Annotated in this window: 14 protein-coding genes; 10 read left to right on the forward strand and 4 right to left on the reverse strand. The window is 68.6% G+C overall.

All coding sequences use genetic code 11. The features are described from left to right. The first annotated feature begins 33 nt into the window (after positions 1-33). From AC07O4_RS12880 to AC07O4_RS12890, 3 genes are all read left to right on the forward strand, one after another. Positions 34-585 carry a tripartite tricarboxylate transporter TctB family protein gene (locus AC07O4_RS12880; protein WP_495304732.1) on the forward strand — a complete coding sequence of 184 codons (552 nt, stop codon included), beginning with the start codon at positions 34-36 and terminating at the stop codon, positions 583-585. 15 nt (positions 586-600) lie between these two features. Then, positions 601-2,124 carry a tripartite tricarboxylate transporter permease gene (locus AC07O4_RS12885; protein WP_354343496.1) on the forward strand — a complete coding sequence of 508 codons (1,524 nt, stop codon included), beginning with the start codon at positions 601-603 and terminating at the stop codon, positions 2,122-2,124. Between the two features lie 208 nt (positions 2,125-2,332). After that, the gene (locus AC07O4_RS12890) at positions 2,333-2,668 is read left to right on the forward strand and encodes a DMT family transporter (RefSeq protein WP_095745062.1); all 336 of its coding nucleotides are present in this window, start codon (positions 2,333-2,335) and stop codon (positions 2,666-2,668) included. 30 nt (positions 2,669-2,698) lie between these two features. On the opposite strand, the gene AC07O4_RS12895 is transcribed toward AC07O4_RS12890, so the two are convergent. From AC07O4_RS12895 to AC07O4_RS12910, 4 genes are read right to left on the reverse strand one after another with little or no spacing between them, the layout of a single operon-like run. Next, positions 2,699-5,809, reverse strand: a complete 3,111-nt coding sequence (locus AC07O4_RS12895) for an efflux RND transporter permease subunit (protein WP_495304733.1) — start codon at positions 5,807-5,809, stop codon at positions 2,699-2,701. A gap of 20 nt (positions 5,810-5,829) precedes the next feature. Then, on the reverse strand, positions 5,830-7,014 hold the full coding sequence (locus AC07O4_RS12900) for an efflux RND transporter periplasmic adaptor subunit (protein ID WP_495304734.1): 1,185 nt from the start codon (positions 7,012-7,014) through the stop codon (positions 5,830-5,832). Further along, entirely contained in the window at positions 7,011-8,504 is a 1,494-nt protein-coding gene (locus tag AC07O4_RS12905; RefSeq protein ID WP_495304735.1) for an efflux transporter outer membrane subunit, read from the reverse strand. The genes AC07O4_RS12900 and AC07O4_RS12905 overlap by 4 nt, the downstream gene beginning before the upstream one ends. After that, complete coding sequence (locus tag AC07O4_RS12910) at positions 8,501-9,235, reverse strand: TetR/AcrR family transcriptional regulator (protein ID WP_495304736.1); 735 nt, start codon at positions 9,233-9,235, stop codon at positions 8,501-8,503. The genes AC07O4_RS12905 and AC07O4_RS12910 overlap by 4 nt, the downstream gene beginning before the upstream one ends. 128 nt (positions 9,236-9,363) lie before the next feature. Between AC07O4_RS12910 and AC07O4_RS12915 the strand changes: the two genes are divergently transcribed. The 7 genes from AC07O4_RS12915 to AC07O4_RS12945 all read left to right on the forward strand — a co-directional run bounded on the left by AC07O4_RS12915 (position 9,364) and on the right by AC07O4_RS12945 (position 16,660). Beyond that, positions 9,364-10,905: a sigma-54 interaction domain-containing protein gene (locus AC07O4_RS12915; protein ID WP_062475896.1), complete on the forward strand. Its 1,542-nt coding sequence runs from the start codon at positions 9,364-9,366 to the stop codon at positions 10,903-10,905. After that, complete coding sequence (locus AC07O4_RS12920) at positions 10,902-11,168, forward strand: hypothetical protein (protein ID WP_095745066.1); 267 nt, start codon at positions 10,902-10,904, stop codon at positions 11,166-11,168. The genes AC07O4_RS12915 and AC07O4_RS12920 overlap by 4 nt, the downstream gene beginning before the upstream one ends. Before the next feature lie 156 nt (positions 11,169-11,324). Next, positions 11,325-12,512 carry a substrate-binding domain-containing protein gene (locus AC07O4_RS12925; protein ID WP_070060448.1) on the forward strand — a complete coding sequence of 396 codons (1,188 nt, stop codon included), beginning with the start codon at positions 11,325-11,327 and terminating at the stop codon, positions 12,510-12,512. A gap of 175 nt (positions 12,513-12,687) precedes the next feature. Next, entirely contained in the window at positions 12,688-14,145 is a 1,458-nt protein-coding gene (locus AC07O4_RS12930; RefSeq protein ID WP_495304737.1) for an extracellular catalytic domain type 2 short-chain-length polyhydroxyalkanoate depolymerase, read from the forward strand. Between the two features lie 48 nt (positions 14,146-14,193). Further along, positions 14,194-14,958 carry an ABC transporter ATP-binding protein gene (locus AC07O4_RS12935; protein WP_062475886.1) on the forward strand — a complete coding sequence of 255 codons (765 nt, stop codon included), beginning with the start codon at positions 14,194-14,196 and terminating at the stop codon, positions 14,956-14,958. Further along, entirely contained in the window at positions 14,955-15,683 is a 729-nt protein-coding gene (locus AC07O4_RS12940; protein ID WP_159277159.1) for an ABC transporter ATP-binding protein, read from the forward strand. Before AC07O4_RS12935 ends, AC07O4_RS12940 begins: the two co-directional genes overlap by 4 nt. Beyond that, entirely contained in the window at positions 15,680-16,660 is a 981-nt protein-coding gene (locus AC07O4_RS12945; protein WP_070060451.1) for a branched-chain amino acid ABC transporter permease, read from the forward strand. Before AC07O4_RS12940 ends, AC07O4_RS12945 begins: the two co-directional genes overlap by 4 nt. The last annotated feature ends 11 nt before the right edge of the window (positions 16,661-16,671 follow it).

Below are 16,671 nucleotides of genomic sequence, written 5' to 3' on the forward strand. Positions count from 1 at the left end.
CCTTCTTTTTCCCCACGACTGCGGGAGCAAAAAATGACAACTCCAGAATCCTCGGTCTCACCCTCCGCTGAGGCCACCTCCGGCGCGGCCCGCTGGCCGCAATACATCGTCGGCCTCGGCGTGCTGCTGACCGGCGCTGCGCTGGCCTTCGGCGCCATCGGCATTTCTTCCGAAGCCGGCTACGGCGGCGTCGGCCCCAACTTCCTGCCCTGGATGGTCTCGATCGTCCTGATGGTCTGCGGCGCGTGGATCACCTGGGAAGCGTTCAGCGGGGGCTTTCGCGAGCTCGACGCGCCCTCCGGCGCCGACGCCGCCTACTGGCCCGGCTTCATCTGGGTGGCGGCGGGCCTGCTGCTCAATGCGGCGCTCATCACCAGCATCGGCTTCATCCTGAGCTGCGCGCTGTGCTACCTGCTGGCCGTGCAGGGCCTGCGCCGCGCTGCCGGGCAGGCCAAGGTCAACGCACCGGCCACCTGGGTCACCGACTTGGTGACGGGCCTGGCGATCTCGGCCCCGGTCTTCTGGATGTTCACCAAGTTCCTGGCCATCAGCCTGCCGGGTCTCACCAGCACCGGCTGGATCTGAGCGGAGCCACGCCAAATGGATATCTTCAACGCACTGATGACCGGCTTCGCGGCCGCGATCACCCCCATCAACCTGCTGTGGTGCCTCATCGGCTGTGCCCTGGGCACGGCCGTGGGCGTGCTGCCCGGCATCGGCCCCGCCGTGGCGGTGGCGATGCTGCTGCCGATCACCGGCAAGGTCGACATCACGGCCTCGATGATCTTCTTCTCGGGCATCTACTACGGCGCCATGTACGGCGGCTCGACCACCTCGATCCTGCTGAACACGCCCGGCGAAACCGCCAGCATGGTCACGGCGATGGAGGGCAACAAGATGGCCAAGAGCGGCCGCGCGGGCGCCGCGCTCGCCACCGCCGCCATCGGCTCCTTCGTGGCCGGCACCATCGCCACCGTGGTCGTCACGCTGTTCGCGCCCTTCGTGGCCGACTACGCCGTGCGCCTGGCGGCACCCGAGTACTTCCTCTTGATGCTGCTGGCCTTCACCACGGTGAGCGCGGTGCTCGGCAAGAGCACGCTGCGCGGCATGACGGCGCTGTTCGTCGGCCTGGCCATCGGCTGCGTCGGCCTGGACCAGATCACCGGCCAGGGCCGCTACACCGGCAACATGCCCGAGCTGCTCGACGGCATCGAAATCGTGCTGGTGGCGGTGGGCCTGTTTGCGGTGGCCGAGGTGCTGTACGCCGTGCTGTACGAAGGCCGCGTGGTCGAGGGCCAGAACAAGCTGACCCGCGTGCACATGACCTCGCGCGACTGGAAGCGTTCCATTCCCGCCTGGCTGCGCGGCGCGGCCATCGGCACGCCCTTCGGCTGCATTCCGGCCGGCGGCACCGAAATCCCGACCTTCCTGAGCTACGCGACCGAGAAGAAGCTCGCGAAGGACGCCGATGCCAAGGCCGAGTTCGGCACCACCGGCGCCATCGAAGGCGTGGCCGGTCCCGAGGCCGCCAACAACGCCACGGTGACTGCCGCGCTGATCCCGCTGCTCACGCTGGGCATTCCCACCTCGAACACCACGGCCATCATGCTGGGCGCGTTCCAGAACTACGGCATCCAGCCGGGCCCGCAGCTCTTTACCACCTCGGCCGCGCTGGTCTGGGCGCTGATCGCTTCGCTGTACATCGGCAACCTGATGCTGCTGGTGCTGAACCTGCCGATGGTCGGCCTGTGGGTCAAGCTGCTCAAGATCCCGAAGCCGCAGCTGTACGCCGGCATCCTGATCTTCGCGACCGTGGGTGCGTACGGCATGCGCCAGAACACCTTCGACCTGTTCCTGCTGTTCGGCATTGGCCTCTTGGGCGTGGTGATGCGGCGCTTCGATTTCCCGACCGCCCCCGTGGTCGTCGGCATGATCCTCGGGCCGCTCGCCGAAGCCAACCTGCGCAACGCGATTGCCATGGGACAGGGCAGCCCGATCGTGTTCTTCCAGCGCCCCGAGTCGATCGTGGTGATCATCGCCATCGTCGCCGTGCTGGTGCTGCCGCGCCTGGCCAAGCGCATGAGCGAACGCAAGCTGAAGCGATTGGCGCAGCTGGACGCCTGACGCAACCGACCCTCTTTTTCGGTTCACATGCCGCGGGCGATTGGCGCCCGCGGCATTTTTTTTGAATGCGCCTGCGACGCCAAGGGGCTTGACCGCGCAGTCATCACCGCGTCGCAGCATGTCCCCAGAATGGCGGCTTCGTTCGGGGTACCGCTTGCATCGCCCGCATTCCATGCCCGGTACGGCAGGGGTGTGACGAGGTATTCCCATGAAGAGTCCACAGACTCTGGCCTGGCTGCTGCTTGCGGCCAGCGTGGCGGCGGAAGTCGCCGGCACCATCGCCCTTCGCCATGCCGAAGGTTTCACCCGGCTGTTGCCATCGCTGCTCACCGCCGCCTGCTATGCCGGCGCGATCTGGCTCATGTCGCTCGCGGTGCGCGAGCTGGACGTGGGGCTGGGCTACGCGGTCTGGGCCGGTGCCGGCACCGCGCTGATCGCGGTCGCCGGCATGGTCTGGTTCGGTGAGGCAGTCACGCTGACGCGCGTGGTCGGCCTGCTCGCCATCGTGGCGGGCGTGGTGGTGCTGAACATCGAGGCGCGGTAGCGGGGGCACCGCTGCGCGCGCCCAGAGGTTTCAGCGCTGCGGTGCCTCGACCAGGTCGTCGTCGATGTGCGGATCGGCCGGCTGCCCGCGCACCTTGCGCACGGTGCGGCGAATCCAGTGCTCGATGTCGTCCACGTAGGTGAACACCGCCGGCACCACCAGCAGGCTCAGCACCGTGGAGGTGATCAGCCCGCCGATCACCGCCATCGCCATCGGCGAGCGGAAGCTCGAGTCGGCGGTGCCGAAGCCCACGGCAATGGGCAGCATGCCGGCGCCCATGGCGAGCGTGGTCATGATGATCGGCCGCGCACGCTTGTGGCAGGCGTCGCGCAGCGCGTCCCAGCGGCTCATGCCGTGGTCGCGGCGCGCCACGATGGCGTACTCCACCAGAAGAATGGAGTTCTTCGTGGCGATGCCCATCAGCATGATCAGGCCGATCAGCGAGGGCATCGACAGCGCCTTCTGCCCGATCAGCAAGCCCACGAAGGCCCCGCCCAGTGCGAGCGGCAGCGCGCACAAAATGGTCACCGGGTGCAGGAAGTCCTTGAACAGCAGCACCAGCACGATGTAGATGCACAGCACGCCCGTGAGCATGGCCAGGCCGAAGCTCGCGAACAGCTCGGTCATCACTTCGGCGTCGCCCACCTCGGCGATGCGCACACCCGGCGGCAGCTTCTGGATCGAGGGCAGGGCCTCGACCGCGGTCTTGGCATCGCCCAGGCCCACGCCCGACAGCTCGATCTCGAAGTTGACGTTGCGCGAACGGTCGTAGCGGTCGATGACGGCCGGGCCGCCTTCCATCGTGAGCGAGGCCACCTGGCTCAGCATGACGGGCCCGCGCGCGCCCGGCACCGACAGGCGCCCGATGAGGTCGAGGTCTTGCCTTGCCGAGTCTTCGAGCTTCACCACGATCGGCACCTGTCGCTGCGCGAGGTTGAGCTTGGCCAGCGCCTGGTCGTAGTCGCCCAGCGTGGCCACGCGCAGCGTTTCGGCGATGGCCGAGCTGGTCACGCCCAGGTCGGCGGCGCGCGCGAAGTCAGGGCGCACGGCGATCTCGGGACGGATCAGGCTCGCGGTCGAGGTGATGTTGCCCAGGCCGGGAATGGTGCGCAGGTCTTTCTCGACCGCGCCGGCGGCGGCCGACAGCGCCACCGGGTCTTCGCCCGTGAGCACCAGGATGTACTTCTCGCCCGAGCCGCCCAGGCCCACGGTGCTGCGCACGCCGGGCAGGGTTTCGAGCGCGGTGCGGATCTCTTTCTCGATCAGCTGCTTGCGCGGCCGGTCGCCGCGCGGGTCGAGCTGGATCGTCAGCGTGGCCTTGCGCGTCTCGGGCGTGCCGAAGTTCGCGAACGGGTCGCCGCCGGCGCTGCCGCCCGCCACCGTGGTGTAGACGCTCTTCACGTGGTTGATCTGCATCACCCGGCGGCGCGTTTCCTCGGCCGCGGCCGTGGTCTGCGCCAGCGTGGAGCCCGGCGGCAGCGACAGGTAGACCTGCGTCTGCGAGTTGTCGTCGGCCGGGATGAAGCCGGTCTTGAGCAGCGGGATCATCGCCAGCGAGCCGAAGAAGAAAAGGGTGGCCATCACCATCGTCTTGAAGCGGTGGTGCGTGCTCCACGTCACGGCGCGCATGTACCAGCGCAGCCAGCCCGGCTCCTTCTCGGCACCGACGATGGGCTTGAGGATGTAGGCCGCCATCATCGGCGTGAGAACCCGTGCCACCACCAGCGAGGCGAACACCGCGAGCGAGGCGGTCCAGCCGAACTGCTTGAAGAACTTGCCGGCCACACCGCTCATGAAGGCGGTGGGCAGGAACACCGCGATCAGCGTGAAGGTGGTGGCGATCACGGCCAGGCCGATTTCGTCCGCCGCCTCCATGGCCGCCTGGTAGGGCGACTTGCCCATGCGCAGGTGGCGCACGATGTTCTCGACCTCCACGATGGCGTCGTCCACCAATATGCCGACCACCAATGAGAGCGCGAGCAGCGAGATCACGTTGACCGAGAAGCCCAGCAGGTACATGCCGACGAAGGCCGGAATCACCGACATCGGCAGCGCCACGGCCGAGACGAAGGTGGCGCGCCAGTCGCGCAGAAAGAGCCACACCACGATCACCGCGAGGATGGCGCCCTCGTACAGCAGGTGCAGCGAGCCGTCGTACTCTTCTTCCACCGGGTCGACGAAGTTGAAGGCCTCGGTCAGCTCGATGTCGGGGCGCTGCACGCGCAGGTCGGCCAGCGCCTTTTGAATGGCGCGGCCCACTTCGACCTCGCTGGCACCGCGGCTGCGGGCCACTTCGAAGCCCACCACCGGCTTGCCGTTGAGCAGCGCGGCGGCGCGCGGCTCGGCGATGGTGTCGCTGATGCGCGCCACCTGGTCCAGGCGGATGCGGCGGCCGTCGCTCAGCGCGATCTGCATGTCGGCGAGCTGGTCGGCCGACTGCACGGTGGCCATGGTGCGCACCGGCTGTTCGCTGCCGCCCAGGTCGATGCGCCCGCCCGCGCTTTCGGTCTGCACCTGGCGCAGCTGGCGCGAGATGTCGGCCGCCGAGGCGCCCAGCGCCTGCAGCTTGGCCGGGTCGAGGTCGATGTGCACCTGGCGCGTGACGCCGCCCACGCGGTTCACGGCGCCCACGCCGGGCAGCGCGAGCAGCTTCTTGGTGATGTCGTTGTCGACGAACCAGCTCAGCGCCTCGTTGTCCATGCGCGACGAGGCGATGGTGAAGGCCAGCACCGGCTGGGCCGCGAAGTCGAGCTTGGTGACGACCGGGTCGCGCACGTCGGCGGGCAGGTCGGCGCGCACCTTCTGCACGGCCGAGCGCACGTCGTCCACGGCCTCCTGCACGGGCTTCTCGAGGCGGAACTCGACGATCAGCGTGGCGGCGCCGTCCTGCACCTTGGTCGTGATGTGCTTCAGGCCCTGGATGGTGGCGATGGAGTTCTCGAGCTTGCGCGCGACATCGGTCTCCAGCTGCGAGGGCGCGGCGCCCGGCAGCGAGGCCGAGACGGTGACGGTCGGCAGGTCGATGTCCGGGAAGTTCTGCACCTTCATGGCGTTGAACGACAGCAGCCCCCCGAAGGTGAGCAGCACGAACAGCATCACCGCCGGAATGGGGTTGCGTATGGACCAGGCGGAAACGTTCATGGCGTGTTCCTTGTGTTGGCTTACTTGGGCGAAGGCGCGGAGGCCGCTGCCTTCGCCGGGGTGGCGGACGAGGCGGCCGCGGGCGTGGCGTCCACCACGCGCACCAGGTCGCCGTCGTTGAGGAAGCCCGCGCCCTGCACCACGATCTGCACGCCCTCGGGCAGGGCGCTGGTGATCTCCACGCGGTCTTTCAGGCGACGGCCCGTCTGCACCTTGAGCTGCGCCACGCGGCCGTCGGGCAGCAGCGCGAAGACGTTGTTGAAGCCGTCGCGCGGCACGATCGCGCTTTGCGGCACGGTCGGCGCGGAACTGCGGCCGAGTTCGAAGTCGCCGCGCGCGAACATGCCGGCCTTCACGCCGGTGTTCTGCTGCACGTTCGGCAGGTCGACGTAGACCAGCGCCGCACGCGTCTGCGGATCGACCGTGGGCGCGATGCTGCGCACCGTGCCCTTCACCTGCGCGCCGCTGGCGCTGACCACGAAGGCCGGCGTGCCCACGGCGACGCGGCCCAGCTCGGCCGAGGTGACTTCGGCGCGCCATTCGAGCCGGCCCTGGCGGATCAGGCGGAACAGCTCGGTGCCGGCGCCCACCACGCTGCCCACCGTGGCAGTGCGCGCGGAGATCACGCCGTCGTCGGGTGCCAGCACCTGCGTGTTGCGCCCGCGCACCTGCTGCGCGGCCAGCACGGCCTCGGCCGCTTCGGCGCGCGCCTTGGCGGTCTGCTCGGTGGTCTGGTACTGATTGATCTGCTGCTGGCTCAGCGCGCCCGTGGCCTGCAGCGTGCGGGCGCGCGCGGCGTTGCCGGCGGCGTCGGCGGCCGAGGCGCGGGCTTCGGCCAGCGAGGCCCGCGCCTGCGCGATGTCGGCCTGCACCGTCTCGGGCGAGAACACCGCGAGCACCTGGCCCTTCTTGACGGTGTCGCCCACGTTGACGCGCACCTCGGCCAGCTTCAGGCCGTTCGACTCGGAGCCGATCACGGCCTCCTGCCAGGCCGCCACGTTGCCGTTGGCGGCCAGCGTGACGGTCAGTTCGGTGGCTTCGGGTTTGGCGACCGAGACGGTCAGCGCCGGGCGCTGCGCGGGGCCTTTCGCGGCGGGTGCGGCCTTGTCGTCGGCCGGCTTGCGGGTGAGCCACAGGCCCGCGCCAACGACGACGATCAGCGCCAGCAGCGCGAGGACAAGGGTGGAACGCTTCATTGTTTTCATGGCGACGTCGCGACCTTGGCGGCCGGGGTGGTGGTCATAGAGGACGATGCTTCGGCGGGGCGGCTCCAGCCGCCGCCCATCGAGCGGTACAGGGAGACCCAGGCTTCGGTGCTCTCGCGCTGCAGCGAGACGCGCGCGGTCTGCGCGGCGAACAGCGTGCGCCGCGAATCCTCGAGCTCGAACAGGCTGGCCAGGCCGCTGCTGTAGCGGGCCTGGGTGGCGTCGAACGAGGCCTGGTAGTTCTTCACCGCGCTGTCGGCGTCGGTGCTGCGCGCGGTGGTGGCGTCGAGGTTCACCAGGGCTTCCTCGACCTCGCGCACCGCCTGGCGCACGTTGGCGCGGTACAGCGACACGGCCTCGGTGTAGCGCGCCTTGGCGGCTTCGGCGTTGGCTGCGCGCGCGCCGCCGTCGAGCAGCGGCACGGTGAGCGACAGCGGCCCGACCGTCCAGGTGTCGAGCGATTCGCGAAAGCCGCTGGTGCGGATCTGCATGCGGCCGATCGAGCCCGAGAGCGTGAGCTTGGGATAGCGCTCGGCCTCGGCCGAGCCCACCTCGGCGCTGGCCGCGGCCACGCCGAGTTCGGCTGCGTACACGTCGGGCCGCTGCGAGAGCGCCTGCGCCGGCACGCTGGCGATGGCACCGACCACCGGCAGCGCACGCTGCGTGGGCGAGGCCGCGAGCTTCTGCGCGAGCGTGGGTTCGTCGAGCCCGCTGAGCGCCACCAGCGCCTTGCGCTGCACCGCGCACAGGGCGCGCTGTTGCGTGAGTCGGCCGGAGGCGTCGGAGGCACTGGCACGCGCCAGCGCGGCATCGGCCGGCGCGGTGAAGCCGGCGCGTGCCGACAGGTCGGTGAGCCGCGCCGTTTCGCCGCGCGACTTGGCATCCGACTCGGACACGTTCAGCTGCTGCTGGCAGGCGCGTTCGGCGAAATAGGCGTTGGCCGTTTCGGCCGCCACAGCGACGCGGGCGTCGTGCCACTTGGCGGTGGCGCTGTCCAGTTTCTGCTGGGCTGCGTCGCGGTCGGCGCGCAGGCGGCCGAACAGGTCGATCTCCCACTTCGATTGCAGGCCGGCCTGCAGCGTGGTGACCGGCGCGGTCGCGGCGCTGCTGCTGCTACTCGAAGAACCACTCGATCCGAACGACGAGCCCGAAACTCCGCGGCTGGCCGATGCCGTGCCGTCCAAGCTGGGCAGCAGCGCCGCGCCGGCCTGCACGCGCGTGGAGCGCGCCTCGGCCACGCGCGCCGCGGTGCTGGCAAGGTTGGGGCTGGCGGCTTCGGCGGCGGCGATCAGCTCGACCAGCAGCGGGTCGTCGAGCTGGCGCCACCACTCGGCCAGCGCGGCGAGCGAGCCGCCGTGGGGCAGGGGCGCGTGCCATTGCGCGGGGAAGGGCGCCTGCACCGAAGCGGGCGGGCGCGTCAGGCCGCAGCCGGCAAGGCCGAGGCCCAGCGGCAGGCTCAGAACAAGGGCAATCCGTCGGAGTCGTCTCATGGCTTCTTTCTCTGCTCGGCGGCCACCTGGCGGCGGCGTGCGGTTTCGGCCTGGACCAGCGCCATCGCGTAGCCCGTGAGCCGGTCGGCCCAGGTGTCGATGGCGCGCGGCGTGCGCAGCAGCGACGGGCGCAGGGCCTCGATGAAATCCTGGCTCACGTACAGCTGCATCGACAGCCCGGTGATCGCGAAGGTCAGGCGGTGGATGTCGTCGTCGGCGCGCGCCACCTGCAGGTGGCGGCACAGCAGCTCGACGATGGCGCGGTGCGGGCCCTTGATGTCGCGCTCCAGTTCCTTGGCCCACTGGCTGGTGGGCTCCAGCATCTCGCGCATGTGCAGCTGGATGCACTGGCGCACGATCTCGCCCTGCTTGAGCGGATCGATCATGGCCGCCATGCAGATGCGCAGCGTGTCCTCGAGCGACTGGCCGGGCACGTTGCAGGCGGCCACCAGGTCGTTCGAATCGCTGCCCATCGGTTCGTTGAAGGTGGCGGAGTACAACCCCTCCTTGTCGCCGAAGTAGTAGCTGATGGCCGAGACGTTCACGCCGGCCTCGCGCGCGATCTCGCGGATCGAGGTCTTGGCGAAACCGTTCTGGGCGAACAGCCGCAGCGCGGTGTGCAGCAGGCGGTGGCGCGCCTCGGCGCCGTCGCTGCGGGGAGCGCGGCGCGGCGATGGAACGGGCGTTGGCGTTGGCGTTGGCGTGGGGGGGAGGGGGTCCCTGGCGTTCATCGGCGCGATTAGAGCATGATTGAAATCAAACGATTGATTTACTTAAGGCTTGCTGAAGGCTTTTGTTTTTGGTTGCATGTGGGCCCGTGCACGGCAGGGACGGGGGCCGCACACAGTACGATCCGCGCATGTCCGTCGCTCCCTCTGCCGCCGCACCGCCGCCCGCCTTGCCCCTGGACGCCGAAGGCATCCTCGCGCTCGCCGCGCGCTCGATGTTTCATCTGTTTTCGAGCATCAGCCAGGGCATGTTCCTGGTCGACCGCAGCGGGCGCATCGTCTGGGTGAACGAGGGCTACCGCCGCTTCCTGCCGGCGCTGGGCTTTTCGTCCATCGACGAGTTCATGGGCCACATGGTCGAGGACGTGATTCCCAACACCATGATGCGCCGCGTGCTCGAAACCGGCGAGCCGATCCTCATCGACCTGCTGACTAACAAGGCCGGCACCTTCGTCGTGAGCCGCATTCCGCTGCGCGAGGAGCGCGAAGACGGGGAGGGCCTGGGCAAGGTCATCGGCGCCATCGGCATCGTGCTGTTCGACCAGCCCGAGACCACGCTGCAGCCGCTCATCAGCAAGTTCGCGCTGCTGCAGCGCGACCTCGACGACGCGCGCCGCGAGCTGGCCAGCCAGCGCAACAACCCGCTGTACCAGCACGCGCCCGACGGTCAGCGCCGTTCCAAGTACACCTTCGCGAGCTTCATCGGCAGCAGCCCGGCGGCGGTGGAGGTGAAGCGCCACGCGCGCCGCGCCGCGCAGTCCACCAGCCCGGTGCTGCTGCTGGGCGAGACCGGCACCGGCAAGGAATTGCTGGCGCATGCGATCCACGCGTCGTCCACGCGCGCCAAGGGCCAGTTCGTCAGCGTCAACATCGCGGCCGTGCCCGACACGCTGCTCGAGGCCGAGTTCTTCGGCTTCGCCCCTGGCGCCTTCACCGGCGCCGACAAGCGCGGGCGAGAGGGCAAGTTCAAGCTGGCCGACGGCGGCAGCCTGTTCCTCGACGAAATCGGCGACATGCCGCTGGGCCTGCAGGCCAAGCTGCTGCGCGCGCTGCAGGAGGGCGAGATCGAACCGCTGGGCTCCAACAAGTTGATTCCCTTCGACGCCCGCGTGATCGCCGCCACCTCGCGCGACTTGCCGGAGCTGGTGCGCCGCGGCCTGTTCCGCGAAGACCTGTATTACCGCCTGAACGTGCTGCCGCTGCGCGTGCCGCCGCTGCGCGAGCGCCGCAGCGACATCCCGGCGCTGGTCGAGGCGCTGGGCGAGGACATGGCGCTGCGCAGCGGCGAGGCGCCGCCCGAGCTCACGCCCGACGCGCTCGCGCTCCTGGCCGGCCAGCACTGGCGCGGCAACATCCGCGAGCTGCGCAACGTGCTGGAGCAGGTAACGATGCGCAGCGACTCGCAGCGCATCGACGCGGCGCAGCTCGAACGCATCCTGCGCGAGGCGGGGCTGGAGCAGATCGAGGCGCCCGACACCTCGCACAGCCTGCGCGACGTCGACCAGGAGGCGGCACTGTTGCGCCCGCTGTCGCAGCAGGTGGCCGAGCTGGAACGCAAGGCGATCGCTGCCGCGCTCGAAAGCACCGGCGGCAACAAGCTCGCGACCTCGCGGCTGCTGGGCATCTCACGCGCCACGCTGTACGAGCGCATGACGGGGATGGGCCTGTCATGAGCGTGAAGGCACTGCGTTCCACCTTCGGCCCGAACTGCCACTGGTGCGGGCTGCCGATGGACTTCGACGAGCCGCACGGACGGCCCGAGTCGGCCACCATCGAACACCTGCTCGACGCCACGATGGGCGGCGTGCGCCAGCAGAAGCACCGACGCCTGGCGCACGCGGTGTGCAACCACACGCGCAACGAGCTGCGGATGCGGGCCGAGCGCGAGTTCGAAAGCTGGCTCGCGGCACGCCGCGACTCTGCTGGGAAACCCTGACTGATCAACAGACAGTTGTCTGAAAACAAGACAGCGCGAATGCACTGAAATCAGGCGAAACCGGTTGCGCCCGAATGAGGAAGCCTTTGTTATCAATGGCTTAGGCGGGTGGCACGAACTGTGCAATATTCAGTCACCTTTATCAGGAGACAAGACATGCACCGTCGCCACCTCATCGCCCTGGCCGCCCTCGGCGCCACCGTTGCCACCATGCCCGCCTGGGCCCAATCGAACGAGATCCGCATCGCCCACGTCTACAGCAAGACCGGCGCGCTGGAGGCCTACGGCAAGCAGACGCAGACCGGCCTGATGATGGGCCTGAACTACGCCACCGGCGGCACGATGATGGTCAACGGCAAGAAGCTGGTGGTCATCGAGAAGGACGACCAGGGCAAGCCCGACCTGGGCAAGTCGCTGCTGGCCGCCGCGTACTCCGACGACAAGGCCGCGCTCGCGGTCGGCCCGACCGCTTCGGGCGTGGCGCTGGCCATGCTGCCGGTGGCCGAGGAGTACAAGAAGATCCTGATCGTCGAGCCCGCCGTGGCCGACTCGATCACCGGCGACAAGTGGAACAAGTACATCTTCCGCACCGGCCGCAATTCGAGCCAGGACGCCATCTCCAACGCCGTGGCCATCGACAAGGCCGGCGTCACCGTCGCCACGCTGGCGCAGGACAACGCCTTCGGCCGCGACGGCGTGAAGGCCTTCGGCGCCGCGCTGAAGAAAGCCAAGCTCGCGCACGAGGAATACCTGCCGCCCGCCACCACCGACTTCACGGCCGGTGCGCAGCGCCTGATCGACAAGCTCAAGGACCAGCCGGGCCGCAAGATCATCTGGATCGTCTGGGCCGGCGCGGGCAACCCGTTCAAGATCGTCGACCTCGACCTGAAGCGCTACGGCATCGAGATCGCCACCGGCGGCAACATCCTGCCGGCCATGGCGGCCTACAAGTCGCTGCCGGGCATGGAAGGCGCGGCCTACTACTACTTCGGCATCCCGAAGAACCCGGTGAACGAGGCCATGGTCGCGGCCCACTACAAGGAATTCAAGACGCCGCCGGACTTCTTCACGGCCGGCGGCTTCTCGGCCGCGATGGCGGTGGTGACGGCGCTGAAGAAGACCAACGGCGACACCGGCACCAACAAGCTCATCAGCACCATGGAAGGCATGAGCTTCGACACGCCCAAAGGCAAGATGACCTTCCGCAAGGAAGACCACCAGGCGATGCAGTCGATGTACCACTTCAAGATCAAGGCCGACCCCGCGTTTGCATGGGGCGTGCCGGAGCTGGTGCACGAGATCAAGCCCGAAGAGATGGACATTCCCATCAAGAACAAGCGCTGAACACGGCGCTGATCGTTCCCTGAATCCGCGGCGCGCATGCAGGCGCCGCCCCCTTTCGCCCCGGATGGCCGCCGGGCGAAGCGCCAGCCTGCGTCCGCGCCAGCTGTCGTGCGCCACGGTCAATTCGTCAGTCTGCAAGCAAACGTTCGATCAAACACAACAGAAGGAGACAGCGATGCCAGCGATGCGATGGAACAACTGGAAGGGGTTTGCCGCAGCAGCGGTGATCATGGCGGCGGCGCAGCAGGCCGCGACAGCGGCCGTGCCGCTGCCGGCACTGGGCGCCAACCCGGCAGAGGTGAGCGTGTCCGGCCTGTCGGCCGGCGGCTTCATGGCGGTGCAGCTGCACGTGGCCTACTCGGCCACCTTCAAGCGCGGCGCGGGCGTGGTCGCCGGCGGTCCGTACTACTGCGCCGAAGGCTCGGTGGTCAATGCCACCGGGCGCTGCATGACGCACAGCACCAGCATTCCGGTGTCGACGCTCGTGAGCACCACCAACAGCTGGGCCGCCAGCGGCGCGATCGACCCGGTGTCGAACCTCACGAACTCCAAGGTCTACCTGTTCTCGGGCACCTCGGACAACACCGTCAAGCAGCCGGTGATGGACGACCTGAAGACGTACTACCAGAGCTTCGTGCCGGCCGCCAACACGGTCTACAAGAACAACCTCGGCGCGGGCCACGCGATGGTCACCGACGACTACGGCGGCGCCTGCAGCACCACGGCCGCGCCGTACATCAACAACTGCGGCTTCGACCTTGCGGGCGAGATCCTCACGCAGCTGTACGGCCCGCTGAACCCGCGCAACAACGGCACGCTGGGCGGCACCTTCACCGAGTTCAACCAGTCGGAGTTCGTCACCGGCCACGGCGTGGCCGCCACCGGCTGGCTCTACGTGCCGCAGGCCTGCACCACCACCTCGTGCCGCGTGCACCTGGTGCTGCACGGCTGCAAGCAGAACTACACCGACGTGAGCGACCAGTACGTCAAGAAGACCGGCTACAACCGCTGGGCCGACACCAACAACATCATCCTGATCTACCCGCAGACCAGCACCGCGGCCACCAACAGCTGCTGGGACTGGTGGGGCTACGACAGCGCCAACTACGCCAAGAAGTCGGGCCCGCAGATGGCCGCCATGAAGGCCATGATCGACCGCGTCACCGGTTCGGCCGGCGGCGGCGGGCTGCCGGCGCCCACCGGCGTGGGCACCTCGGGCGCGACCAGCAGCAGCATGGTGATCGGTTGGGCCGGCGTCTCGGGCGCTTCGGGCTACAACGTGTACCGCGGCGGCAGCAAGGTCAACGCCTCGCCGGTGGCCGGCACCAGCTACACCGACACCGGCCTGGCCGCGTCGACCACCTACAGCTGGACCGTGGCCGCGCTGAACGCGAGCAACGTCGAAGGCGCGATGTCGGCGGCCGCCACGGGCGCGACCACGGCGGGTTCGGGTGGCGGCGGAACCTGCTACACCGCGAGCAACTACACGCACACCATCGCCGGGCGCGCCTATGCGCTGTGGGGGCTGACCTATGCCAACGGCTCGGGCCAGTCGATGGGCCTGTGGAACATCTACGCCATGACCACGCTGAAGCAGACGGGCACCAACTACTACGTGATCGGCACCTGTTGAGGCCGTTCACCCTGCACTGATTTTTCGATTCGCAAGGACCTTTCCACAATGCTTGAGACCCGGGATCTGACCATCCGCTTCGGAGGGCACGTGGCCGTCAACAGCGTGAGCTGCGCATTCGCGCCAGGCACGCTGACGGCCATCGTCGGCCCCAACGGCGCGGGCAAGACCACTTACTTCAACCTGATCTCCGGGCAGCTCAAGGCCACGGCCGGCACGGTGTCGCTCGACGGGCAACCGTTGTCGCACCTGTCGCCGTCGGCGCGCACGCACGCCGGGCTGGGGCGCGCGTTCCAGCTCACCAACCTGTTCCCGAACCTCACGGTGCTGGAGAACGTGCGGCTCGCGGTGCAGGCCACGCGCGCCGGCGCGCACCGCCACGGGCTCAACCTGTGGAGCATCTGGAGCGACCACAAGGCGCTGACCGAACGCGCCGAGCAGATCCTGGCCGACGTGGCGCTCGAGCCGCGCGCCCACGCCACGGTGGCCAGCCTGCCGCACGGCGACCAGCGCAAGCTCGAGGTGGCGCTGCTGATGGCGCTCGAACCCAAGGTCTTCATGTTCGACGAGCCCACAGCCGGCATGCATGCGGCCGAGGCGCCCGTCATCCTCGACCTGATCCGCAAGCTCAAGCAGGACAAGACCAAGACCATCCTCCTGGTCGAACACAAGATGGACGTGGTGCGCGAGCTCGCGGACCGCATCATCGTGCTGCACAACGGCACGCTGGTGGCAGACGGCGAACCGGCCGAGGTGATCGCCTCGCCGGTGGTGCAGGAGGCCTACCTGGGCATCGCGAAGGAGGCCGCATGAGCACCGAAAATTTGCTGACCCTCGAAGGCGTGCAGACGCACATCGGGGCGTACCACATCCTGCACGGCGTCGACCTGGCCGTGCCCAAGGGCCAGCTCACCATGCTGCTGGGCCGCAACGGCGCGGGCAAGACCACCACGCTGCGCACCATCATGGGCCTGTGGCATGCGTCGCAGGGCAGGGTGCAGTTCGCCGGCAAGGACATCACGGCCCTGCACACGCCGCAGATCGCCGAACTCGGCGTGGCCTACGTGCCCGAGAACATGGGCATCTTCTCCGACCTCACGGTGAAGGAGAACATGGTGCTGGCCGCGCGCGGCGCCAAGAACGCCGACGCCATCGACGACACGCGGCTGAAGTGGATCTTCAAGCTCTTTCCCGCGGTCGAGAAGTTCTGGAACCACCCGGCCGGCAAGCTGTCGGGCGGACAGAAGCAGATGCTGGCCGTGTCGCGCGCGATCGTCGAGCCGCGCCAGCTGCTCATCATCGACGAGCCCAGCAAGGGCCTGGCGCCCGTGATGATCAACAACATGATCGAGGCCTTCGGCGAGCTCAAACGCAGCGGCGTGACGATCCTGCTGGTCGAACAGAACATCCACTTCGCCCAGCGCCTGGGCGACACCGTCGCGGTGATGGACAACGGCCGCGTGGTGCACAGCGGCTCGATGGCCGCGTTCTCCGCCGATGCGCAACTGCAGCAATCGCTGCTCGGACTCGCCCTATGAAACTCGACTTCGACTGGAAGCCTCTGCTTCTTGCCCCCATCCTCGCGCTCGTCGCGCTGCCGCTCACCGGCTCGGTCTCGACCTGGCTCACGCTCACGGTGGCGGGGCTGGCGATGGGCATGATCATCTTCATCATCGCCTCAGGCCTCACGCTGGTGTTCGGCCTGATGGACGTGCTGAACTTCGGCCACGGCGTGTTCATTGCGCTGGGCGCCTTCGTGGCCAGCAGCGTGCTGGGCCTCATGGGCGACTGGACCGGCTCGGGCGAGCTGTGGCGCAACCTCGTGGCCGTGTTCCCGGCCATGCTCGCCGCGATGGCGGTGGCTGGCGCCATCGGCCTGGCTTTCGAGCGCTTCATCGTGCGGCCGGTGTACGGCCAGCACCTGAAGCAGATCCTCATCACGATGGGCGGCATGATCATCGGCGAGGAGCTCATCAAGGTGATCTGGGGCCCGGCGCAGATTCCGCTGCCGCTGCCCGAGGCGCTGCGCGGCTCGCTGCTGGTGGGCGACGCGGCCATCAGCAAGTACCGCCTGCTCGCGGTGGCCGTGGGCGTGGTGGTGTTCGGCGTGCTGGCCTGGACGCTGGGCCGCACCAAGATCGGCCTCCTGATCCGCGCCGGCGTGCAGGACCGCGAGATGGTCGAGTCGCTGGGCTACCGCATCGGGCGCCTGTTTGTCGGCGTGTTCGTGGTGGGCAGCGCGCTGGCCGGCCTGGGCGGCGTGATGTGGGGGCTGTTCCAGCAGAACCTGGTGCCGCAGATGGGCGCGCAGGTCAACGTGCTGATCTTCATCGTGATCATCATCGGCGGGCTGGGCTCGACCGGCGGGGCGCTGCTCGGCGCGCTGCTGGTGGGGCTTATGACGAACTACATCGGCTTCCTGCTGCCCACGCTCACGCAGTTCGCGAGCATCTTCCTCATGGTGGCCGTGCTGCTGTGGCGCCCGCAGGGCGTGTACCCCGTGGCGAACCGTTGAGGAGAAAGCCG

The sequence above is a fragment of the Variovorax sp. GW821-FHT09D04 genome, assembly GCF_059416405.1.